General features: G+C 32.7%; 19 protein-coding genes. 5 read left to right on the forward strand and 14 right to left on the reverse strand.

All coding sequences use genetic code 11. From position 1 onward, the window contains the following. The first annotated feature begins 107 nt into the window (after positions 1-107). The 4 genes from V6251_RS04960 to V6251_RS04975 are packed head-to-tail and all read left to right on the forward strand — an operon-like array spanning position 108 to position 4,726. Positions 108-587, forward strand: a complete 480-nt coding sequence (locus V6251_RS04960; RefSeq protein ID WP_341587278.1) for a GNAT family N-acetyltransferase — start codon at positions 108-110, stop codon at positions 585-587. Then, complete coding sequence (locus tag V6251_RS04965) at positions 588-1,838, forward strand: aspartate kinase (RefSeq protein ID WP_341587279.1); 1,251 nt, start codon at positions 588-590, stop codon at positions 1,836-1,838. Between the two features lie 43 nt (positions 1,839-1,881). After that, positions 1,882-3,699, forward strand: coding sequence for a lysophospholipid acyltransferase family protein (locus V6251_RS04970; RefSeq protein WP_341587280.1), 1,818 nt, complete (start codon positions 1,882-1,884; stop codon positions 3,697-3,699). Then, the gene (locus tag V6251_RS04975) at positions 3,692-4,726 is read left to right on the forward strand and encodes a carboxypeptidase-like regulatory domain-containing protein (protein ID WP_341587281.1); all 1,035 of its coding nucleotides are present in this window, start codon (positions 3,692-3,694) and stop codon (positions 4,724-4,726) included. Before V6251_RS04970 ends, V6251_RS04975 begins: the two co-directional genes overlap by 8 nt. A 3-nt stretch (positions 4,727-4,729) precedes the next feature. On the opposite strand, the gene V6251_RS04980 is transcribed toward V6251_RS04975, so the two are convergent. The 14 genes from V6251_RS04980 to V6251_RS05045 form a co-directional block, all read right to left on the reverse strand. After that, positions 4,730-5,056 (reverse strand): ArsR/SmtB family transcription factor, encoded by a 327-nt coding sequence (locus tag V6251_RS04980; RefSeq protein WP_145005786.1) that lies wholly within the window; start codon positions 5,054-5,056, stop codon positions 4,730-4,732. A 114-nt stretch (positions 5,057-5,170) separates the two neighbouring features. Then, entirely contained in the window at positions 5,171-5,713 is a 543-nt protein-coding gene (locus V6251_RS04985) for a hypothetical protein (protein ID WP_341587282.1), read from the reverse strand. 51 nt (positions 5,714-5,764) lie between these two features. Next, positions 5,765-6,154, reverse strand: a complete 390-nt coding sequence (locus V6251_RS04990) for a VOC family protein (protein ID WP_292943418.1) — start codon at positions 6,152-6,154, stop codon at positions 5,765-5,767. Then, entirely contained in the window at positions 6,151-6,612 is a 462-nt protein-coding gene (locus V6251_RS04995; RefSeq protein ID WP_341587283.1) for a DUF1801 domain-containing protein, read from the reverse strand. Before V6251_RS04995 ends, V6251_RS04990 begins: the two co-directional genes overlap by 4 nt. Positions 6,613-6,637: 25 nt before the next feature. Continuing rightward, entirely contained in the window at positions 6,638-7,576 is a 939-nt protein-coding gene (locus V6251_RS05000; RefSeq protein ID WP_341587284.1) for a 2-hydroxyacid dehydrogenase, read from the reverse strand. Between the two features lie 152 nt (positions 7,577-7,728). After that, positions 7,729-9,102: a magnesium transporter gene (mgtE, locus tag V6251_RS05005; RefSeq protein WP_341587285.1), complete on the reverse strand. Its 1,374-nt coding sequence runs from the start codon at positions 9,100-9,102 to the stop codon at positions 7,729-7,731. 4 nt (positions 9,103-9,106) lie between these two features. Beyond that, positions 9,107-9,904: a 16S rRNA (adenine(1518)-N(6)/adenine(1519)-N(6))-dimethyltransferase RsmA gene (gene rsmA, locus V6251_RS05010; RefSeq protein WP_028284171.1), complete on the reverse strand. Its 798-nt coding sequence runs from the start codon at positions 9,902-9,904 to the stop codon at positions 9,107-9,109. 30 nt (positions 9,905-9,934) lie between these two features. Then, complete coding sequence (locus tag V6251_RS05015; protein WP_341587286.1) at positions 9,935-10,258, reverse strand: DUF4286 family protein; 324 nt, start codon at positions 10,256-10,258, stop codon at positions 9,935-9,937. A gap of 3 nt (positions 10,259-10,261) precedes the next feature. Continuing rightward, entirely contained in the window at positions 10,262-10,774 is a 513-nt protein-coding gene (locus V6251_RS05020) for a GNAT family N-acetyltransferase (protein WP_341587287.1), read from the reverse strand. Between the two features lie 4 nt (positions 10,775-10,778). After that, a complete protein-coding gene (locus V6251_RS05025) occupies positions 10,779-12,563 on the reverse strand; it encodes a tetratricopeptide repeat protein (protein WP_341587288.1) in 1,785 nt (594 codons plus the stop codon). 433 nt (positions 12,564-12,996) lie between these two features. Beyond that, positions 12,997-14,274 (reverse strand): serine--tRNA ligase, encoded by a 1,278-nt coding sequence (gene serS / locus V6251_RS05030; protein ID WP_341587289.1) that lies wholly within the window; start codon positions 14,272-14,274, stop codon positions 12,997-12,999. A 121-nt stretch (positions 14,275-14,395) separates the two neighbouring features. Beyond that, positions 14,396-15,715 (reverse strand): HTTM domain-containing protein, encoded by a 1,320-nt coding sequence (locus tag V6251_RS05035; protein WP_341587290.1) that lies wholly within the window; start codon positions 15,713-15,715, stop codon positions 14,396-14,398. Further along, complete coding sequence (locus tag V6251_RS05040) at positions 15,705-16,619, reverse strand: bifunctional riboflavin kinase/FAD synthetase (RefSeq protein ID WP_341587291.1); 915 nt, start codon at positions 16,617-16,619, stop codon at positions 15,705-15,707. The genes V6251_RS05035 and V6251_RS05040 overlap by 11 nt, the downstream gene beginning before the upstream one ends. An 81-nt stretch (positions 16,620-16,700) precedes the next feature. Continuing rightward, positions 16,701-19,439 (reverse strand): M43 family zinc metalloprotease, encoded by a 2,739-nt coding sequence (locus V6251_RS05045; RefSeq protein WP_341587292.1) that lies wholly within the window; start codon positions 19,437-19,439, stop codon positions 16,701-16,703. A gap of 145 nt (positions 19,440-19,584) precedes the next feature. On the opposite strand from V6251_RS05045, the gene V6251_RS05050 reads away from it, so the two are divergent. Next, entirely contained in the window at positions 19,585-22,611 is a 3,027-nt protein-coding gene (locus V6251_RS05050; protein ID WP_341587293.1) for a reprolysin-like metallopeptidase, read from the forward strand. The last annotated feature ends 9 nt before the right edge of the window (positions 22,612-22,620 follow it).

Below are 22,620 nucleotides of genomic sequence, written 5' to 3' on the forward strand. Positions count from 1 at the left end.
TAGTTGTTTGCACAAATATCGTATATTTTAACAATTATAACGTTGTAGTTGTCCATAATTTGGTATTATAAACATTCTTAAACTATATTTGATTAAATTAAAATTTTATGGAGTTTACAATTCGTTTTGCCGAAAAAAGAGATGTTCCGGCTATGCTTGACTTGATAAAAACACTAGCTGTTTTTGAAAAACAACCAGAAGCAGTCATTATTACAGAAGCAGATTTATTGGAACAAGGTTTTGGAAAACAACCCTTATTTACAACTTTTGTGGCCGAAAAAAATGATGAAGTTGTAGCTATGGCTTTAATATATATTCGTTTTTCTACCTGGAAAGGTAAGACAGTACATTTAGAAGATTTAATTGTTAAAGAAAACTATAGAGGAGAAGGTCTAGGTACTTTACTTCTTGACGAGGTTATCAAATACGGTTATAGTTTAGGTGTTAAACGTATATGTTGGGAAGTTTTAGATTGGAATGAACCTGCAATAAAATTTTATGAAAGTAAAGGAGCCACTTTACTAAAAGATTGGTTTTTAGTACAAATGGATCAATCAAGTATTGAAAATTACATCCAAAAATTATAAATGAGAGTATTTAAATTTGGAGGTGCATCTGTTAAGGATGCCAAAGGTGTTAAAAATCTAATTTCGGTTTTAGATCAAGTTGGACATGATAATACGTTAATTATTGTGTCTGCAATGGGTAAAACCACTAATGCTTTAGAGCAGGTTATAGGTAACTATTTTGATAACAAACCAGAATTACAGCAAGCTATACAAGCAGTTGTGACTTATCATAACGATATTATATCAGAGCTTTTTGAAAATAAAAATCATCCCGTTTTTGATATTACAAATGCGCTTTTTGAAGAGCTCACCACTTTTTTGAAAGCAAATAAATCTCCGGATTATAATTTTGTTTACGATCAAGTGATAGGATTTGGAGAGTTAGTATCTACCACTATAATTAGTCAATTTTTAAACTTAAAAGGATTTACTAATAATTGGATAGATGTTAGACAATTAATTAAAACAGATGACTATTATAGACGCGCAAATGTTAATTGGGACCTAACACAGCAGTTAATTACTAAACATGTTGATACTAGTAAACTTAATATAACTCAAGGGTTTTTAGGAAGCGACAAAAATAATTTTACAACAACTTTAGGTCGCGAAGGTAGTGATTATACAGCAGCCATTTTGGCTTATTGCCTAAGTGCAGATAGTGTTACCATCTGGAAAGATGTACCTGGTGTTTTAAATGCCGACCCAAGACACTTCAAAAATGCACAATTATTAAATGCCATATCATATACAGAAGCTATTGAGCTGGCTTTTTATGGAGCCTCAGTAATACATCCTAAAACATTACAACCACTGCAACGTAAAGAAATACCATTGTACGTTAAATCGTTTTTACAACCAAATGAAGATGGAACAATAGTTAGTAAAATTAAAGGAATTGAGCCAAAAGTACCCTGTTTTATAGTAAAGCAAAACCAAGTCTTATTATCATTATCTACTTTAGACTTTTCCTATATTGTAGAAGATAATATTAGCGAAATATTTAATTTGCTATCAAAATATAAAATGAAAGTTGATGTTATCCAAAACTCTGCGATTAGTTTTTCTGTTTGTTTTGATAATAATTACAATAATTTAGAGCCTTTATTGTTACATTTAAAAGCTAAATTTAAAGTGACATGTAATGATAACGTATCTTTGTACACGATTAGGCATTACAATCAAAAAGCAATTGCCGATTTGGAAGTCGGAAAAACAGTTTTATTAAAACAAATGTTTCAAGAAACACTACAAATAGTAACTAAATAAATCTATTGATTACATTTGTAAACTCTAATATGAATAAAATTAAATGGGATTAGTCACTGCAAAAGAAGTTTCAAAAGCTATAAAACTTGATAAATACGGGTTTTTAGGGACTTTTGTTGGTTGGTTATTAATGAAAGTTTTAAAGATATCTACTTTAAATAAAATCTATAATCGTAATAAACATTTATCACATTTAGAATTTTTAAACGGAATTTTAGATGAATTTCAAATTAAATTTGAAATACCTGAAGAGGATTTAAAGCGTTTACCTAAAGATGGCGCATACATTACAGTTTCTAATCATCCTTTAGGCGGAATTGATGGTATATTACTTTTAAAATTAATGCTAGAACAACGCGAAGATTTTAAAATAATTGCTAACTTTTTATTACATCGTATAGAACCGATGAAGCCATATATAATGCCTGTTAATCCTTTTGAGGACAGAAAAGATGCAAAATCTAGCATAGCAGGATTTAAAAGTGCAATTTCACACTTACGCGATGGTCACCCTCTAGGTATATTTCCTGCAGGAGAAGTGTCTACTTATAGAGACGGTAAATTGGTAGTAGATAGACCATGGGAAGAAACAGCTATGAAGTTAGTCCAAAAAGCTAAAGTACCTGTAGTACCAATATACTTTCATGCTAATAATAGTAAGTTGTTTTATAAGCTATCTAAAATTAGCGATATCTTTAGAACCGCAAAATTACCATCAGAGTTGTTGACTCAAAAAAGACGAGTGATAAAGGTTAGAATAGGAAAGCCAATCTCTGTGAACGATCAAGCCGAGCATGAGTCGCTTTCAGATTTTTCTGAATTTATAAGAAGAAAAACCTATATGCTATCCAATGCATTTGAACCAAAAGAAAAAATAATAGATTCTATTTCTTCTAGTTTAAAAGTACCCAAATCGGTAAAAGCACCTAAGCAAATCGTCACACCTGTTAGTCAAGAAGCTATGATTAAAGAGGTTGATTTTTTAAGATCTCAAGATTGTAAGTTATTAACTAGTAAAAATTACGAAGTGTTTTTGGCTACTGCCGAAAACATGCCAAACTTGCTGCGTGAAATTGGTCGTTTGAGAGAGATTACTTTTAGAGAAGTAGGAGAAGGGACAAATGAGCCTATAGATTTAGACCAATTTGATAATTATTACCACCATTTATTTTTATGGGATAGTGAAGCTAATGTTTTAGCAGGAGCATACAGGATGGGATTAGGATCTCAGATTTTTGCCAATTATGGGATTAATGGGTTTTATCTGCAAGACTTGTTTGGTTTTGAACCAGAACTGTATAAAATGATGAGTGAGTCCATTGAAATGGGTCGTGCATTTATAATAAAAGAGTATCAGCAAAAACCAATGCCTTTATTTTTATTATGGAAAGGTATTGTTCATACTACGTTACGTCATCCTGAGCATAAGTTTTTAATTGGTGGTGTTAGTATCAGTAATCAATTTTCAGAGTTTTCTAAATCGTTAATGATTGAGTTTATGAAGTCTCATTATTACGATCCTTATGTAGCCCAATATGTACATCCTAAAAAAGAATTTAAAGTAAAACTTAAAGATGCAGATAAGGACTTTGTATTTGATGCAACAGAAGCTGACTTAAACAAGTTTGATAAAATTATAGACGAGATTGAACCAGGAGCATTAAGGCTTCCTGTACTACTTAAAAAGTACATCAAACAAAATGCACGTTTAGTGGCTTTTAATGTTGATCCACTATTTAATAATGCAGTAGATGGTTTAATGTATATTAAAATTGAGGATTTACCAGAAAGTACAGTAAGACCTGTTATGGAAGAGTTTCAAGCAGAATTAGAGCGTAAAGTTACTGAGCAAAATGAGTAACAGAATTGTAATTTTAATTGCTTTTTTTGTTAGCACATTAACATTTGCGCAGACCTATTCTGGTACTGTACATGACGCAGATACAAATCAATTGTTATCTAGTGTTACCGTTTATTTTGATGGTACAACCATTGGAGTAATCACAGATCTTGATGGTAATTTTTCTATCACAACACAAAAAACTATAAACGCACCATTAGTAATTAGTTATATTGGGTACGAGACGTTAATAATTGATAAAAAAACACTTCAAAATAATCCTATAATAAAGCTTAAACCTCAAGCTACAGATTTGGACGAGATAGTCTTAACTGATGATGACTGGTCAAGAGAAAAAAAAATAGGATATTTTAAACGCGAGTTTTTAGGACAGTCAATCCATAGTGAAGATTGTAAGATCAAAAACCTTGATAACATTAGATTTAGATATAGCAAAGTAGATCAAACTATGTACGCTACAGCAAATCAACCCATAGTTGTAATAAATAAGTATTTAGGTTATAAAGTCGAGTATAACTTAGTGGATTTTGAAATCATGTTCCATACATCAGCAGCAGGATTTGATTATGTTAAAGAAGTATTTTACAGTGGTACTAGTATTTTTACCGAATTAAATAAAAAAGTAAAGAAACGTTATCTCAAAAACCGAAGCTTTGTTTACAAGACCTCATTATTATATTTTATGAGAAGTTTAGCAGCAAGTAATCTTAGGGAAAATGGATTTAAGTTATTTAAAAAAGAGGATGAAAAATCTTCCGATCCATTATTTGAAACCATTCAAAATGCAGTTTTTAAAACTGAAAAAACAGAACAAAACACTACAAAAGTCTCCTTTTTAGACGCTAATAAAGTCGTTGTTAGTTTTGAAAACTTAGAGCAAGCCTTTTTATTGCCAAACTCAAAAGATCTTACTTTTTATATAGACAGCTTTGGTATACACTTTCCTATTAACAATGTATTGTTTGGAGGTCTGTTTGGACAAGATAGATTGGTAAATATGCTACCATCGGATTATAATTTACAATAACTATTACTTATTGCAATTAACCTGAGTTTTTACAAAAAAGTCATTGACAACACGTCTACTTTCGTTTAATTGATCTAAATCAATCGTGTAAAATAGGTTTTTTCCTTTTACTTTTTGTTTAAGTAAACCAATTTTTCTAATCTCGCCAAGGTGTTGCGAGATAGTTGGTTGTGACAATCCAGTGCTTTCCACAAGCGCATTGCAATTGCAATCTTTGTTTTCGCTTATGTACTGTATCATGGCTATTCTAGCAGGATGACCCAATACTTTAGTAATACTTGCCACTTGATTTTGCGATGTATTAAATAGCTGTTTTTTTGAAAAGCCCATAGTCATTATATGATTAATATTATTATTAAAGTGATATTGCAATATCACAATGATAAATTTAATTAAAAAACCAAAATCAAGCAAGACTTTGGTTTTAAATTTGATTTTTTAAAATTATTTACCAAATAACCTTTGGAAAAAGTTTTTAGTTTTTTTAGTCGTTTCCTCTATAACTTCTTTAGCATCTTCTGCCAAATCTTCTAGTTTATCACCTGCTTCGTCTGCAAATTTTGAAGCTTTTTCTTTGGCGTCATCTAGCATCTCTTTTGCATCCTCGTTAATAAATTCAGTTGCTTTTTCTTTAGCTTTTTGATATGTTTCTTTAGCATCATCTGACAACTCGTCAAATTTTTCTCCTGCCTCTTTGGCTATTTTAGATGCTTTGTCTTTAGTATCGTCCATAAACTCTTTAGCATCTTCGTTTATAAACTCGCTAGCTTTAGCTTTTGCTTTCTCAAACGTTTCTTTAGCATCCTCTTTTAGATCTTCAAATTTAGACTCTGCTTTATCAACAACTTCTGATGTCTTTTCTTTAACAGCTTCTAAGGTTTCTTCGGATTTTTCTTTGACGTCTTCAGCTACATTATTTGCAGTGTCTTCTAAACTGTTTAAAGTTTTCTCTGCTTCACTTTCAATATTTTTGTGCTCTTCATTCATGATTTATCGATTTTATTTTTCTGAAAGCTAATATATTACAATAATTTATGATTATTTTAAAAATATTTTATCAATAGGTTCCCAAAGCTCAATTTTATTACCATCATTATCTAAAATCCAACCAAATTTTCCGTAGCTGTATTCTTCAATTTCACCTAGTACAGTTACGCCTTCTTCTTTTAAAGCGGATAGTAATTCTGTTAAGTTCTCTACACGATAATTAAACATAAAGTCTTTTTTAGAAGGCTCAAAATGTTGGCTATCTTCTTTAAAAGGACTCCATTGTGTCGAGCAGTCATTACCATCTTTATCTTTCCACCAGAAGGTTGAGCCATAATCATCCGTATCAAATCCTAAATGTTTTTGGTACCAATCCTTTGTTGCTTTTGGGTCTTTAGTTTTAAAAAATAGACCACCTATTCCTGTAACGCGTTTTTTCATTTTTTTAATTTTAATACAGATTCATAAATTGTTATCCATTCTTCAACACTCATTTTACCTAATAACTCCTCAATTAAATCGTAAGGGATGTCATCCATTTTTTTAAATCTGATACAACTTTTACCCATGTCTAATTTGTATTTACAATGTTTTGGGTACTCTGCAACAAACCAATCGTATAATTCTTTTTTTGCATATAAACCAGAATGATATATTGCTATAAAGTTTTTTTGAGAAGCTACATTAATAAAAGGTAAAGGCGGAAACGGTTTGCAATGGTAACCAGCTGGATATATAGATTTTGGTACATAATAAGCCAACATACTATAACCCATGCCTGCTTCCAAACCTTTTGGCATGTGTTGTATTATTAAATTATGCAGTTTAGTTATAGGTGCTTTTCTGTCTTCTGGAAGTTGATTGATGTAGTCTTCTGGTGTTTTTGCGGTTGAGGTCATTTGGTTTAATTTTATTTTTATGTAACTAGATAAACTGTGATTTAATTTTATCTACTATTGTTTGTGCTAGTTTTTCTTTACTTTCAATGGTCCATCCAGCTACGTGTGGAGATAAAATAACATTATCTGCTTTTATTAAATATTTGAAGGCTTCTGGCATTTTATTATCGGTAAAAAGATTTTCGAAGGATGATTTTTCATATTCTAAAACATCTAAACCTGCACCTAATATTTTTCCCGTTTTTAATGCTGAAACTAAATCTGATGTGACAACGCTTTTGCCTCTAGCTGTATTTATTAACCAAAACGGTTTTTTAAAACCGTTTATAAATTTTGCATCAATCATATTAATGGTAGATGGTGTTTCTGGTGTATGTAAACTTAATACGTCTGCTTGGTCTTGTAACTTAGATAAAGGTACTTGTGTAGCGTTAGTATCTGCTACGTTTGGTTTAAGGTCATAACATAAGACCTTAACGTCAAAGCCACGTAGTTTTTTTGCAAAGGCTTTTCCCATATTACCGTAACCAATTAAGCCAACGGTTTTACCATCTAATTCTAATCCACGATTGTCTTCGCGTAACCATTTGCCTTCTCTAACTTCTTTGTCGCCTTTATTAAGCTTGTTAAATAGACTTAATAGCATTGCTAAACTATGCTCTCCTACAGCATTACGATTACCTTCGGGAGCTGCAATTAAAGCTATGCCTTTACTTTGTGCGTAGTCACAATCTATGTTTTCTAGACCTGCACCAACACGTCCTATAAATTTTAGGTTGGTTGCTGCATCTAAAAAAGTTTTGTCAATACTAAATCGGCTGCGTATTATAAAACCATCGTATTGATTTATTTTTTGTTGGATGTCTATTTTGGAAGAGGTATAATCTTCGTGATTTGTAAAGCCTAAATCGTTAAGCTGATTGATTAGCAATGGATGATTGGCGTCAAGGTGTAATATTTTCATTTATTAGAGACTGTCTAAATGTGTTAAACAATTTTAATAAAAGTAATGTTTTTATGCGTTAGTGGTAGCAGTGACATCCTTTTTTTTGCTGCCATATATGGCAAAAAAAAGATATAACGGATGACACGACCTTTAGGTAACGCCCAAATTATTTAAAATCCTAAGATTGATTTTGCAATGATAAAGTACAGTAAAATACCAAAGACGTCGTTACTTGTTGTTATAAATGGTCCTGTTGCTACTGCTGGATCTATACCTCTTTTATCTAAAAATATTGGGATAAATGTACCAATTAATGCTGCCATTATAATTACAGCAACTAAGGCTATTGCTATGGTTATTGAAATTATATAGGGTGTTTTAAATGCAAAATGTGTTACTGCTATAGCGACTAAGGCTAGTGCTAGACCGTTTACTAATCCTAAGATAGACTCTTTAAATAAACGTTTTATGATGTTGCCATCTATACTGTTGTTGGCTAATCCTTGAACTACAATTGCAGAGGATTGTACACCAACATTACCTGCTGTTGCTTGTATTAATGGAACAAAACTTAGTAGGATTATAAACTCACCCATGGAACCGTTAAATCCTTCGATGATGCTGGCTGCTCCAAGTCCGCCAAACATGCCAATTAGTAACCATGGTAATCGTGCTTTAGTTAATTTAAGGATGCTATCATCTGCTTCTACATCTTGCGATATACCTGCTGCCATTTGATAATCTTTGTCTGCTTCTTCACGAATAACATCAACGATATCATCAATAGTAATACGACCTAATAGTGTTTTATTTTGATCAACCACAGGAATCGCTTCTAGGTCATACTTTTGCATGATTTTTGCGACTTCCTCTACATCTTCTTCCACGTACACATAGTCCACATTGCTGTTGGCTAATTCTGCTATTTTTTGATCACTTTTTGCTGTTAATAAGTCTTTTAGTGATAGTCGACCTAATAGTTTTTCTTGTTTGTCTACGACGTAAATAGAGTGTACGCGACTAACGTGTTGTGCTTGACCACGAATACGACGCAGACAGCCTGCTACTGTCCAAGTTTCGTAAACCTTGACAAGCTCTTTTGCCATTAAACCACCTGCTGTATCCTCGTCGTATGCTAATAGTTCTTGGATTTCGGCTTTGTGCTCTTGGTCTTCTATTTGAGATATTACTTCTGCTTGACGCTCTTCTGGAAGCTCTGCAATAATATCTGCAGCATCATCTGTGTCAAGTTCTTCTATTTCTTCTGCAATTTCTTTAGCAGACAGATTTTTTAAAACCTTTTCCCGATTGTCCTCATCTAATTCCATTAGGACATCAGATGTGGTTTCAGAGTCTAGAAGCTTAATAACATACATAGCCTCGTCTAGATTTACTTCATCTAAGATTTCGGCAATATCTGCGTAGTGAAACTCCTCTAAAAGCGTTTTAAGTGCTTTATCGTTTTTTTGTTCGATAAGTAACTCTACTTGCTCAATAAGTGCATCTGTAAGCTGAAATTGTATGTTTTGATTGTCTTCCACCAAATAATTATTTGTCGTTTTCGATTAGGCTAGTTAACTCTAAAAATTGGGCAACGCTTAGTTGCTCTGGTCGTTTGTCAAAGATAGGGTTTGCTTTTAAATTATCTGACAATTCCATTGTTTTTAAACTGTTACGAATGGTTTTGCGTCGTTGCTGAAAAGCTTGTTTTACTACTCTGAAAAATAGTTTTTCGTCACACGGTAAACTATAATCTGCTTTACGTGTTAAACGTAATACTCCAGAATCTACTCTTGGTGGTGGATTAAAAACGGTTGGAGGTACTGTAAATAAGTACTCGGCATCATAAAACGCTTGAGTTAATACAGACAATATACCGTAAACTTTACTCCCTTCTTTGGAGCAAATACGTTGTGCTACTTCTTTTTGAAACATACCAGAAAATTCTGGAATTTGATCACGAAGCTCTAATGTTTTAAATACAATTTGAGTTGAAATATTATAAGGGAAGTTACCAATTATTGCAAAAGGTTGGTCCTTAAAAGTCTGGCTTAAGTCGTATTTTAAAAAATCTTTTTCAATGATTCTTGGCGCTAAGTTTAGATAGTTGTTTTGTAGGTATTCTACACTTTCTGTATCTATTTCTATAACGTATGTTGTAATAGGTTTTTGTAGTAAGTATTTGGTTAAAACACCCATTCCTGGTCCAATCTCTAAGACGTTTTTATAACCATTTAAAGTTAATGCATCAGCAATGTCTTTAGCAATACCTTCGTCTTCTAAAAAGTGTTGACCAAGAAATTTTTTTGCTTTAACCTGATGGTTGTTATGTTTTTGATGTGCCATAAAATAGGTTGTTTTTCAGCTTAAGCTGAATTATTTAAACGTTACCGAATACTCGTCCACAATTTGAAGCTCTGTTCTAAAGGCTAACATTTTGTCTGCAAATTTTTTAAGACCTTCATTTCTAAGGTTGTCAGCGTCTTCTTTGTAATAGGCATCCAAAGCTTCTCTAGAATAGGATTTATATTGAATGGAATAGGTTTGTCCACCCATTTCTTCATCTACTAAAACCTTTGTAAGTGTTGCTTTTTCAAACTTACCAGTTGCTAACACTGTTGGTATGTGTTGCTTTATCCAGATTAACCACTCGTCGTGAGCACTATCATCTATATTTACTGTGACGTTATATATGTACATGGTCTATAAGTTTTTTGCAAATAACATAAGTTCTGAGTCGTCCTCAAAGGGTTTTACCATTTTTATGAAGTTAAAACCTAATTTTTCTATTAATTTAATGGATGCAACGTTATTATCTTTAGTTATTGCTCCAATTTTTTTAAGATCAAAGCTATTTTTTGCTAAATCTAATATTGCTAAAGACGATTCTAACCCATAGCCTTTACCTTCATATTCTGGTAACATTGCAAAGCCAATATCAGGTAATTCTAAATTTGCTCGTTTTGTTAAACCGTTTGTGCCAATTGGTTTGTTGTTTTCTGCTTTTAAATGCAATTTGTAAAACCCATAACCGTGCGTTTTGTAGTCATTTAAATGACCCTTTTTAATGCGTGCTTTGGCTTGGTTAATAGTGTTTACTTTACGGTCACCAATAAACAATTTAAATTTTGGAGTGTTAACTAAATCTATAAAAAATTGAGCATCATCCAATGTAAACTTAGTAATTATAAGTCGTTCTGTTTCTGCTACTACCATAATGTTAGTTTAAGGTGTCACCACGAAGCGCTCTAAATTTTTTACGAGCATCGACTGCGTATATGCTATCCGAATGATTGAACAATAATTGTTCGTATAATTTTTTAGCTTCTTCTGGTTGATTTAAGTGATTTACTAATAGTTCTGCTAAATTGTATAGTGCGTTATCTAATAAAATACTGTCTTTAAAGTCTGTTATAATACGTTGGTAATTTGACTTTGCGTTTTCAAATTCATTTTTAGTTTCGAATAATGCTGCTTGTTTTAGTAAGGCTTGAGGTACAATAACTTCTGTTTTATGATCCGTTAAAACGCTATTTAGAATACTAATGGCTTGGTCATTTTTATTTTGAAACGCTAATAAATCTGCTTTAGCATATTTAGTTAAAGCTACTTGTAGTGAGTCTTCTGCTCTGTTATCGCTAATTAGTAATTTTAAATCTAATGCATCATTAGCGGTTAATTGAGAGGTCGAGGATTTTAATATTTTTAGCTGTGATTCTGCCCATTTAAAATCACCTTTATAATAACTAGCTTTTGCAATCTTAAATCTTGCTTCCTGTGCTATGGTGCTGTTTTTTAGGTTGCGTTCTATTTGGGTGTAGTATATTAAGGCTTCGTTAAATTTTTCTTTTAATATTAATATGTCACCTAATTCTAATTTAACTGGAGCTAAATCATATTCTGAAATTTTATATTTTAATGTGTTTTTTAATATTGAAATGGCTTGATCTTGCTGGTTAAAATTAAAGGCTAAAAAGTGCGCGTAGTTAATTTGTAAATTTAGTGTTTGTGGTGTTTTACCATAGGTTTCAAAAAGCGTTTCATAGTCTTTCTGGATGTTGGGATAGTCGTTAGCACTGGCTATTTTTGTTTTAATTAATAGCACTTTTAAGTTACCAACAATTTTGGTGTCAATGTCTTGAGTGTTTTGAATTATAAAATTAAATACAGCTATGGCATCGTCGTATTGTTTTTGGTTTTCTGCAATTAAACCTAATTCTACCAAACGATCTAAGCTTTGCATTTGTCTTTTGTAAATTGCTTTTTCTTGAGCAAAAGCTTTATTGTAATCTTTTTGCTGAATGAATAACCAACTAAGCATCTCATTCCAGATTAAATCTTGTGATTGTTGAATTTTTTTTAAGAGTATTTTTTTTAAAAATATATTATTTTGATTGGAGGCATCATCCGAAATAAACTCGCTAATACTTCTTTTAATGGTGTTTAAATAACTGTAGCTAGTTTCTACTAAATCTATATAGCTTTCAAACATTTTTTCTACTTCACCTTGTGCGCCATAAATGCGTGCTAATTGCATATTAAACTCTAACCTAGGATTAAGTTGCATAGCTTTTTTGTATGTAGTTATGGCTTGGTTTAAAAGTGATAGATTTTCAAAAGTCCTACCAACGCGATAGGCATTATTTGTGTTTTCGTCTAAGGATTTAATTGCTTGATGATAATATTTAATAGCATTTATACTGTCGTTTTGTAGGTTGTAGTTGTAACCTAGTTCTACTAATAATTCTGGATATTTATTGGTATCAATTACTTCTAGTAGTCTTGCTTCTGCATCTTTATATAGTTCTAATTGTTGTTCTACTTTTACTAATTGTAATAAGTAGTTGGTGTTATTTGTGTTTTTGTTGTATAATTTTTTATAGCTGGTTAAGGCTTTTTCAAACTCACCATTTGTAAAATATTCGCGTGCTACTAAGTCCTCCTGTGCATTTAATGTCACAGAAAATATCAAGAGTATTATTAAAATGTAGCGTTTAATTATCATTGTTGTAAATATAAAAATACGAAAGCTAGTAAATGTAAATTATGTGCAAAAAAAATGCCCGAACTAAGTTCAGGCATTTAGCCAATCTAATAAATGTGCTATTAATCATATATATATTCAATATAAGATTCAATTACTTGATTGGGGTTTATCTATGTAATTTTACTTTTTATTGTTTTACTAGTGCTATTGTCTCTTTGTCGTTGCTTTGGTCGTTAGTTTTGTTTAAAACTTTCACCATAACAGCTAAAAGAAGCATGAAAAGCAGCAATCTTGCAACGGTTTTCATAATTAGTAGGTTGTTTTGGGTGTATCAAAGAAAACTTATTTTTTGTTAACCACAAAACAAAACGTATTAAAAACGACAAAACAACGTGTTTTTTAACGTTTAATCGATTAAATTAATTTTATAAATAAGAAAAAACCTACAAAATTAATTAATATATTCAAAACCTGTATAAGGGACTAATACGTCTGGAATCTTAATTCCGTCTGCTGTTTGGTAGTTTTCTAATATTCCTGCTAAAACTCTAGGTAGTGCTAAAGAGCTTCCGTTTAAGGTATGTGCTAATTCGTTTTTACCTTCACTATTTTTAAAACGAAGCTTTAAGCGGTTGGCTTGAAACGTTTCAAAATTAGAAACGCTTGATATTTCTAACCAACGGTCTTGTGCTGTAGAAAAGACTTCGAAGTCATAAGTTAATGCAGAAGTAAACCCTGTGTCACCACCACATAGTCTTAGGATTCTGAATGGTAAATTAAGTTCGTTTAATATTGCTTTAACGTGGTCAACCATACTGTCTAATGCTTTGTAAGAATTATCAGGATGCTCTACACGTAAAATTTCAACCTTATCAAATTGATGTAAACGGTTTAATCCACGCACGTGTGCACCATAACTTCCTGCTTCAACTCTAAAACATGGTGTGTAAGTGGTTAGGCACTTTGGTAAATCTTTTTCGTCTAATAAATCGTTTCTGTAAATATTTGTTGCTGGAACTTCTCCTGTAGGGATTAAGTAAAGACTTGGACTAACATTGGTAGCATGATACATTTGTCCATCTTTATCTGGTAATTGTCCTGTTGCTAGAGCTGAAGCTTCGTTTACAAGATGTGGTACTTGTACTTCCTCATAGCCAGCAGCTGTATTTTTATCTAAAAAATAGGCAATTAATGCACGTTGTAACTTAGCGCCTTTACCTTTGTATACTGGAAAACCTGCTCCAGCTATTTTTGTACCTAATTCAAAATCTATGATGTCATATTTTTTTGCTAGTTCCCAATGTGGTAATGCACCATCATGTAATTTAGGGATTTCACCTTCGGCATATACTTCTTCGTTATCCTCTTCGCTATTACCTTTTGGTACAGAAGCGTGTGGAATGTTTGGGATTTTGTATAATAGTTGATTTAAAGCTTCGGCTGTAGTAGTAAGCTTGTCGTTTAGCTCTTTAGATTCGTCTTTAAAATCTGCTGTTTTAGCTTTTAAAGCATTTGCTTTTTCGGCTTGACCGGATTTATATAAAATACCAATTTCTTTAGAGATAGCATTGGATTCTGCTAAAACTGCATCTAATTTAGTTTGTAAAGCACGACGCTCTTCATCTAAATTTATTACCTCTTCAATCAATGTAGAAGCATCTATGTTTCTAACTGCTAATCTATTAATAACTAAATCTTTGTTTTCTCTGATAAATGGTACTTGTAACATATGTTTTGTTTTGGGTGTTACTTCATGCTTTGGCACACTATAATTGTTGTGCTAGGTGACAATTTGTAACTTCAAATTATATGTTGTAAAAGTAGTAAGATTTTGGTTGCTTTAAAATAAATTATTTATCTAATTGCGAAGGTAATACCCAATCGCTGTGCTTAAAGGGTTGCCACTTGACACTAGCTAAATCTGTTTTAGTATTAATTAGCGTTTTATGAGGTCTTCCATTAACGCTTACTTTTGCACTAACGTACACAGCAATATCTTGACCTTTTGACTTGTAGTCCTTTTTTAAATGCTGTGCAAATTGCCATATTACGTCAGGTCTTGTAGTGACCAAGCGTTGTTGTTTTTTGGTTAAATAATCGTTTAAATTTATTAAGGTTTCTTGATTGGTGTTTTTATCGACTACTTTATAGGTTGCGTATCCAGATTTTGATCTAAGCATCATTCGCCAAGATAATCTATGACCTTCTTCTGTCCATAAAACATTATCGTTTATAAAATGATGACGTAAAGGTAGAATGATTTGAATTATAAAATATATGGTTGTAGCTCCTATTAAGATTGGTTTGTAATTAGGGATAATAACTTGGTTATCCTTATATAAAGGTTTGTTTTTAAGAAATATTTTTTTAACTAATTCTGGAGCAAAAAAGAATAAGCTAAATGCCAACGCTAAATAAGGAAAAATGCCTACTTGAAATACAATAGAATTAAATAAATGGAATATTATAGAACTATAAAAGGCTAGTTTTCTGGTTGGTTTATAAAGCAATAATGGAATTATTAATCCATCATATAAAATACCTCCATAAGCTACAAAAAAAGGTAAGTATTGATTTTGTAATAGTTGCCCAATAATTGGGTAGTTAATTTTGTTTTCTAACAGCTGTCTGGGTACGCTTAGGTCTAACCAATCAGGATACATTTTGGCAATGGAGGCGTAGGTGTATAATATTAACAATTGTGCTACAAATATCCATTTACACCAGCTAGGCATGCTTATTTTTTTTATCTCGGGATTGAGTTTGGCGTCAATTGATGCGTAATTATTAGCAGGCAAAAACACCATAATTCCGCTTAGTAAACATAATAAGTAATAGTGGTTGTTGTAGGATGATTTTTGCATTAAATATGTAGTTGTCCACATAACAGTAAATGCAATCATGCTTAATCTGTATTTGTAACCAACCATGATTAGCAGTCCAAAACAACCCATTATAAAGTAATACACATACATCCAATTACCAGGTAGTGGCTGTAAAAAATCAAAACCGATAAAGTTAAACGTAAATTTTGGTTCTATTAACGTATTTTTAATCCATCCAGTAAAAATGGCTCCTACGGATTCTAGAAAACACAACAGGCCAAAAATAATTCTGAAAACTATTAAAGCGCTATTGTCAATATGTTTAAATAGAAATTTATTTATCATACGTCTTTAAAAATTCTGATGCATTATGGTTGTCAATTTCTAATTGTTTTTTTAGTAAGTCTAGGCTTTCAAACTTTTGCTCATCTCTTAGCCTATGTAGTAGCTCAATTGATAGGGTTTTGTTATATAAAGATTTATTTAAGTTGAAAAAATGAATCTCGATACTTTGGGTAGTACCACTTACTGTTGGATTTGTGCCAATATTCATCATTCCAAATTCAAGTACATTATCTATTATGCCTTGAACGACGTAAACGCCTTGTTTAGGAATAAGTTTATAAGTTTCTTCAATTTTAAGATTTGCAGTAGGAAAGCTTATTGTTTTACCAATGCCTTTGCCTTTAATAATAGTTCCTGTCAGCATAAAATTATAGCCTAAGTACGTGTTAGCTGTTTTGATGTCTCCTTCGTTTAATGCAGCTCTAATTTTTGTAGAACTTATGGCAACATCATCTATATCTTGCATAGAAATCTCTTCTACATCAAAATTAAATTGCTCTCCAAATAGTCTTAGGTCATTGATGTTAGCATTTCTGTTACGACCAAAATGATGATCATAACCTATAATAACGTGCTTTGCTTTTAATTGATTGACTAAAATGTCCTCTACAAATGACTCAGCGGTTAATCTAGAAAAGTCTTTGGTGAATTTTTTTACAACCAAATTGGTAATTCCAAAACGTTTTAATAATAATTCTTTTTCACTTATTGTATTAATTAGCTTAATGTTAGCGTCTTTTTGAAGCACCATCCTTGGATGCGGGAAAAATGTTAATAAAGAAGGTTGAAGTCCTTTATTATTTGCAACCTCAACTAACTGTTTGATTATTTTTTGATGTCCAATATGAACGCCATCAAATGTGCCAATAGTTAATACAGTGTTTTGTGTTTGATTTGTTTTCAACTTTCTAATATTATACTACAAAAGTAAAAAAGCCAATTGGATTAAATCCAATTGGCTTTTAAGATTATTGTATTTATCTTTTTATTTCTTGATAAAAGGGAATGTTACAGCATTTCCGGCTTTAGATATTTTAATAAAATACATTCCATTACTAAATGGAGTAGTGTCTATAGTAAGATCTTGAGCGTTGTTAATGTTGTTTTCAGTGATTAACTGACCAAGCATGTTGTATACTTTGTATGCATTTGGTAAATCATTGTCATTAGCTGCTTTTATAGTTAATACACCAACAGATGGGTTAGGGTATATAGATAAAGTACTAGCTAATTCAAAATTATTAACTGATAAGAATGCTAATTGTGATCCAAAGTAATAAGTATCTGCGATACCTGTAGTAAATGATGCAGATAATATTAAGTCAGTACCAAACGCACTAATTGTAACAGGTACAACTTCGTTAGTACCTTCTTTTTTAACTTGTAACGCACTTCTGTTATTTCCAGTAGCAGTTTCCCAAGCAGCTATTTCAGCTTCAGTAAAGTAGAAGTTAATTGAAGATGCGTCACTAGAACTAGCATTTGTGGTTGTGATATCAAAAGTTTTAGCAGTTACAAAACCAGCAGCATCAGTTGCTCCAGCGTAAGATACAGCTGCAGCTCCAGCAGTTGTTGCATCTCTAGATACAGCTACTGTAGTACAACCATGAGCAAATCCTCCTGTGTTATCAATATCTAACATGATATTTCCAGTTGAAACATCTGTCGAGTAAGCTTGACCAGCAGCAGTTAAGTTAATTTGGTCAGGTGTTGTAGTGTTAACATCTGTTTGTACTAACGTGTTAACGTTTGATGTTACAGCAACATTATCTATAGCTAAAAAGTCTTGATCTGTACAATCCCAATGTCTAAAAGCAATATAAACATTTGATTGACCAGCAAATGCCGAAATATCAAACGTATGAGATATAATTGCTCCTGTATTTCCAGCATCACCTAATATTTCTGTCATTGAAGTCGCAGAATTTACTAAGGTTGCAATATTGTTTGTGTTACCTACATGGATGCTATATTTTTCTTCGTCCCAACTTGCTGCAGCCACTTGAGTAGTCCAGCTCATTGTAACTGTTCCAGAAGCAGCAGATAAATCTATTGCTGGAGTTACAGCCCAATTATCAGGAGTTAATGGAACTTGTATCCATGAACGTGACATTAAACTAGGACTTAAAACAACGCCTAATGTAAATTGATCTCCAAATGAATTACCATCACCATCGGCATCTGTGGTTGTCCAGTCAGAAATATCTTCATCTTCAAAGTCATCACTAAAATATGTAACATTTGCAGTGTTTGAAACTACAGCGTCATCATTTAATATGGTAACATTGTAAGGTACTGTTGATACCGTAGCATCACCTGTAGTTGTTAAATTTAAGGTTAATTCAATAGTTTCATCAGCTTCAACAAAGCTATCATTAAACACTCTTAAAGTAACAGCATTACTAGGTGTAGTTGATCCAGCAGGAAATGTTACAGAGTTATTCATTAACATAAAATCTTCATTTTCTGTAGCTGTTCCACTGTTTGATAATGTTACTGTAGAAGCTGCAGTACCACCTAAAGAGATTGTGAAATCAATTGTATAATCTTGGAAATTACAATCACTACCTTCAGCTATTTGTCCAGGGGAAGGTGTTCCAGAAGACGTGTTGATAAATGGAATTGTTGAAGAGTTACATGCATTAGAGCTAGCTAATTCCATTCTACGAGGCGAATTGGTCATTACAATTAACATTCTGTCCTTTTGATTTTGAGTAAAGTTATTCATACAGATATCGTTTGAATAATCCATATAATTGGTAGTTAAATCAGCAACACCATCACAAGTTGTCGTTGCTGGACAGTTACCACCACTAGATGTTTGTTGCGTTGGTGTATCTGCACAAAAATCATCTCCACAGTTAGCATCACCCCAAATATGTCTTAAACCTAGGTAGTGACCTACTTCATGAGTCATTGTTCTACCTCTATCATAAGGTGCGTTTAATAAAAAGCTCCCATCATTGCTACCAATATCTCCAAAAGTACTATATGCAGCTACAACACCATCCGAGTTAGCGCCACCATTATTTGCATTTAAACCTTGTAATCCTGAAGCATTAGGAAATTGTGCATAACCTAAAAGCGTCTGATCAGTAAATTGAACAGACCACATGTTCATATATTGTGTAGGATCCCAAATTGTAGCAGGTTTAAGCACTGTATCTGTACTACCTCCTGGTCCAGACCATGTTGTACCTAAAGCAGTAGAGTCAAAACGATTAATACCATTAGTTGGATTACCATTTTCATCTTGTTGAGCAAGACAAAATTCTATCTCAACATCAACTCCAGTTCCATCACCAGGTGTACCTGTTAATTTTCTAAAATCTTCATTCATTGCATCAATTTGAGAAATTACTTGTGCGTCAGTAATATTTGGTGCTACACCAATTGCTTGTCCTGAGTGAACAACGTGTACTACTACAGGAATTGAAATAACAACCATACTTCTGCTATCTGGATTTGCTAGGCGTTGTTGTTTAGCTTCTTCAATTTTGGTAGCCATCCAATCTTCAAATTGACCATCTGTAGCTCTTTCAGGAAATTGTTGAGCTAAGTAAGCTTCATATTCTGTGCTTGAACATTTTACATAACCCGTGTCCTCTAGACTACGAGCATTTTCAGGGGTTACGTTTTTTTGACCGTTATTTCTCTTTTCCTCTTGAGCTGTTAAGCTTAAAGTGAATAGTATAGAAAAAAGATAAAGTGTAATTTTTTTCATCAAAGGGTTTTTTAGTTTAATCCGATAAATTTATGGAAAAATTGCTAATTAGGGTGTTAAATTTTAAAAGGAATATTATTTTTTTACACATTTTATTAAGAATTCTCATTATTTTAGTCTAATAATTCAACTAAAACCAGCTGTCATGAAAACAAGATTACTCAATTTATTTAAAATACTTATGATGCTTTCATTTGTATTTTCCTATGGTCAACAGGACTATTGGATTAAATCTACCGAAGCTAAAACTTCTAATTTAGAAAAAGTTAGACGTGCTTCTTTTCCAGATGATTATCAAGTATTTTCCTTAAACGTTGCTAAATTTAGATTAGCAATTAAAGACGCTCCTTTAAGAGGTGAAAATATAGGTAAGTCTAATGTTATAGCTTACTTTCCTGATGCTACTGGTAAGTTAGAACGCTTTAGTGTTTCTGAATCTCCAATTATGGAGTCGGAATTAGCTGCAAAAAATCCGATGATTAAAACGTATAAAGCTGTAGGACTTGATGATCCAACAGCTACAATGCGGTTTAGTTTAACTCAATTTGGATTACATACAATGTCATTGTCAGGAAAAAGAGGGTCATTATTTATCGATCCTTACACTGTTACTAATGACTTTTATATTGTGTATCAAAGAACTGCTTTAGGTCAAGATTTACAAGGTTTTGAGTGTTTGACAGATGAAAACATAGAGCTTAGATCACTTACTAATGAAACAGCAAGAGCTTTAGCTGATACCGACGATATGCAACTGAGAACCTATCGATTAGCTCAAACCTGTAATGGTGAGTATGGAGCATTATTTGCTGGAACAGGAACAGATGCTCAGAAGAAGCAAAATATTCAGGCTCAAATGGCAATTACTATTAATAGAGTAAATGAAGTTTATGAAAGAGATTTGGCTATAACACTGGTGTTTATTAATCAAAATGACCAATTGATTTATTATAACGCAGCGACAGATCCTTGGACAGGAGAGTTTAATACAAAAACACAGGAAGTGATTTCTACAACATTAAATGATGAAAGCTTGTATGATATAGGTCATAATTTTAATACCTCTGGAGGAGGTAGTGCAGGTTGTTTGGGTTGCGTGTGTCTTGATGGTGCACCACCTTATACTGGAAATCAAAAGGGTAGAGGTTATACTGGACGACCAAATCCTACAGGAGACGCATTTGATATTGACTATGTTGCGCATGAAATGGGTCATCAATTTGATGGATGGCATAGTATGAATACTTGCAGTCGTTCAGGAAATGGTATGACAGAAGTAGAGCCAGCTTCTGGTAGTTCAATTATGGGTTATGCTGGTATTTGTGCTACTAACGTACAATCTAATAGTGATGCTCATTTTAACTATGTAAATATTAGAGATATATCTGCTAATATCCAACCAGGAGGAACTAGTGATTGTGGTGTGACTATGGCACTAACTAATCAACCTCCAGTTGCAGATGCAGGTTCTGATTATTCAATTCCACCAAGTACAGCTTTTGTTTTAAGAGGGTCAGCAACAGATCCTGATGGATTAGCAAGTTTAACGTATAATTGGAGTCCTAATGATCCGTCTCAGGCAACAACAAACGGAGCGCCACAACCAAATTGGACTACAGGTCCAATGTATAGATCTATATTGCCAACTGATTCTCCAGATAGATATATGCCAAGTTATAGTGATGTGGTAGCTGGTAATTTAACACCAACTTGGGAAGTGACTCCTGCTGTTGCAAGAACCATGAATTTTTCCTTTATAGTAAGGGATAATGCTAGTGGTTTTGCTAATGGTATTGGACAAACTGATGCAGATTTAATGGTGGTTGACGTTGTAGGTACGCAGCCATTTACTGTTGTAACTCCACCAGCTTGGGGTTCTGGAAGTGATCAAACTTTAATATGGAATGTTGGAGATACTGATGGAACAGTTATTAACTGCCAATCGGTAAATATTAAATTTTCTACAGATGGAGGTTTAACTTATCCAATAACTTTAGCATCTGGTACAGCTAATGATGGGACAGAAGTTGTGACTATACCTGCAATTGCTGATACAAATAATGCCAGAGTAATGGTTGAGGCTACGGATAATATATTTTATGCTATGTCTAGCGTGTTTTCAATAAGTAATACGCCTTCTTTTGTGCTTAATAATGCTACAGGAGCTCAAGTTGCTTGTAGTATAGATGCGGTGGATTATAATGTAGATATGATTACTGTTAATGGTTTTTCAGAGACAACTAACTTCACGTCTTCAATCAGTCCAGCATTACCAAGTGTAAATGTGATATTTACACCTTCAAGTTTAAATACTGATGGAACTACTCTAGTAAGCGTTTCTGGTTTACTAAGCGCTGCAGCTGGTGACTATACAATTACTATTACAGGTACGTCTGCTACACAAACTAAAGCAGTGGATTTACCTTTAACAATTATTGACGGTATCTGTGCATCTGTTGCTAATACAAGTTATCAAACTAGTACGACTTTAGTTCAATTTGCAGATATAAACAATACTTCTGGTAAACCTTCTGGTTATAGTGATTATACAGGGTCTACTATTGCAACTCAAACAACGGATGTTAATAGAGGATCTACTTATCCATTAGTAACACATCAAAATACAGATGGTAACTATACTTGTGTAACCAATGTTTGGATTGATTGGAATCAAAATTGTTTATTTGAAGCAAATGAAAGTTATGACCTAGGCTCTGCTATTAATGTAACAAATGGACCTTCAGGAAATTCTGGACTAATGGTTACGGTTCCTTCTGATGCACTTATTGGAGCGACAACTATGCGTGTAACTACAAAGTATGCATCTGCTTCAAACTCTTGCGAAAATGGTCATGATGCTGAGGTGGAAGATTACCGTATTAATGTAATGGCACCTTTATCTGTTACAGAATTTACTGATTTTAGTAGTTTTAATGTGTATCCTAATCCTAATAATGGAGAGTTTGTTATCCAAATGAATAATAATAATTTGTCTAGTGATGTTAACGTTGTTGTTTATGATGTTAGAGGACGTCGTGTTTTTAACGAGTCTTTTCAAAATGCTACTGAATTTAATCAAACTATAAAATTAAATAACGTAGAATCCGGACTGTATTTATTAAGTATTACAGACGGAAAGTCAACTGCAACTAAAAAGTTAATTGTAAAGTAATTTACTACT

It is taken from the genome of Olleya sp. Ti.3.14 (genome assembly GCF_038154885.1).
Classification (GTDB): domain Bacteria; phylum Bacteroidota; class Bacteroidia; order Flavobacteriales; family Flavobacteriaceae; genus Olleya.

Bases quoted from the DNA above. Each gene is read 5' to 3' on its own strand.
- V6251_RS04975 (WP_341587281.1), top strand. From the start codon at position 3,692: ATGAGTAACAGAATTGTAATTTTAATTGCTTTTTTTGTTAGCACATTA.
- V6251_RS04960 (WP_341587278.1), top strand. From the start codon at position 108: ATGGAGTTTACAATTCGTTTTGCCGAAAAAAGAGATGTTCCGGCTATG.
- V6251_RS04970 (WP_341587280.1), top strand. From the start codon at position 1,882: ATGGGATTAGTCACTGCAAAAGAAGTTTCAAAAGCTATAAAACTTGAT.
- V6251_RS04985 (WP_341587282.1), bottom strand. From the start codon at position 5,713: ATGAATGAAGAGCACAAAAATATTGAAAGTGAAGCAGAGAAAACTTTA.
- serS (WP_341587289.1), bottom strand. From the start codon at position 14,274: ATGTTACAAGTACCATTTATCAGAGAAAACAAAGATTTAGTTATTAAT.
- V6251_RS04995 (WP_341587283.1), bottom strand. From the start codon at position 6,612: ATGACCTCAACCGCAAAAACACCAGAAGACTACATCAATCAACTTCCA.
- V6251_RS04990 (WP_292943418.1), bottom strand. From the start codon at position 6,154: ATGAAAAAACGCGTTACAGGAATAGGTGGTCTATTTTTTAAAACTAAA.
- rsmA (WP_028284171.1), bottom strand. From the start codon at position 9,904: ATGGCACATCAAAAACATAACAACCATCAGGTTAAAGCAAAAAAATTT.
- V6251_RS05045 (WP_341587292.1), bottom strand. From the start codon at position 19,439: ATGAAAAAAATTACACTTTATCTTTTTTCTATACTATTCACTTTAAGC.
- V6251_RS05050 (WP_341587293.1), top strand. From the start codon at position 19,585: ATGAAAACAAGATTACTCAATTTATTTAAAATACTTATGATGCTTTCA.
- V6251_RS05000 (WP_341587284.1), bottom strand. From the start codon at position 7,576: ATGAAAATATTACACCTTGACGCCAATCATCCATTGCTAATCAATCAG.
- V6251_RS05020 (WP_341587287.1), bottom strand. From the start codon at position 10,774: ATGGTAGTAGCAGAAACAGAACGACTTATAATTACTAAGTTTACATTG.
- V6251_RS05035 (WP_341587290.1), bottom strand. From the start codon at position 15,715: ATGATAAATAAATTTCTATTTAAACATATTGACAATAGCGCTTTAATA.
- V6251_RS04980 (WP_145005786.1), bottom strand. From the start codon at position 5,056: ATGGGCTTTTCAAAAAAACAGCTATTTAATACATCGCAAAATCAAGTG.
- V6251_RS04965 (WP_341587279.1), top strand. From the start codon at position 588: ATGAGAGTATTTAAATTTGGAGGTGCATCTGTTAAGGATGCCAAAGGT.
- V6251_RS05025 (WP_341587288.1), bottom strand. From the start codon at position 12,563: ATGATAATTAAACGCTACATTTTAATAATACTCTTGATATTTTCTGTG.
- V6251_RS05015 (WP_341587286.1), bottom strand. From the start codon at position 10,258: ATGTACATATATAACGTCACAGTAAATATAGATGATAGTGCTCACGAC.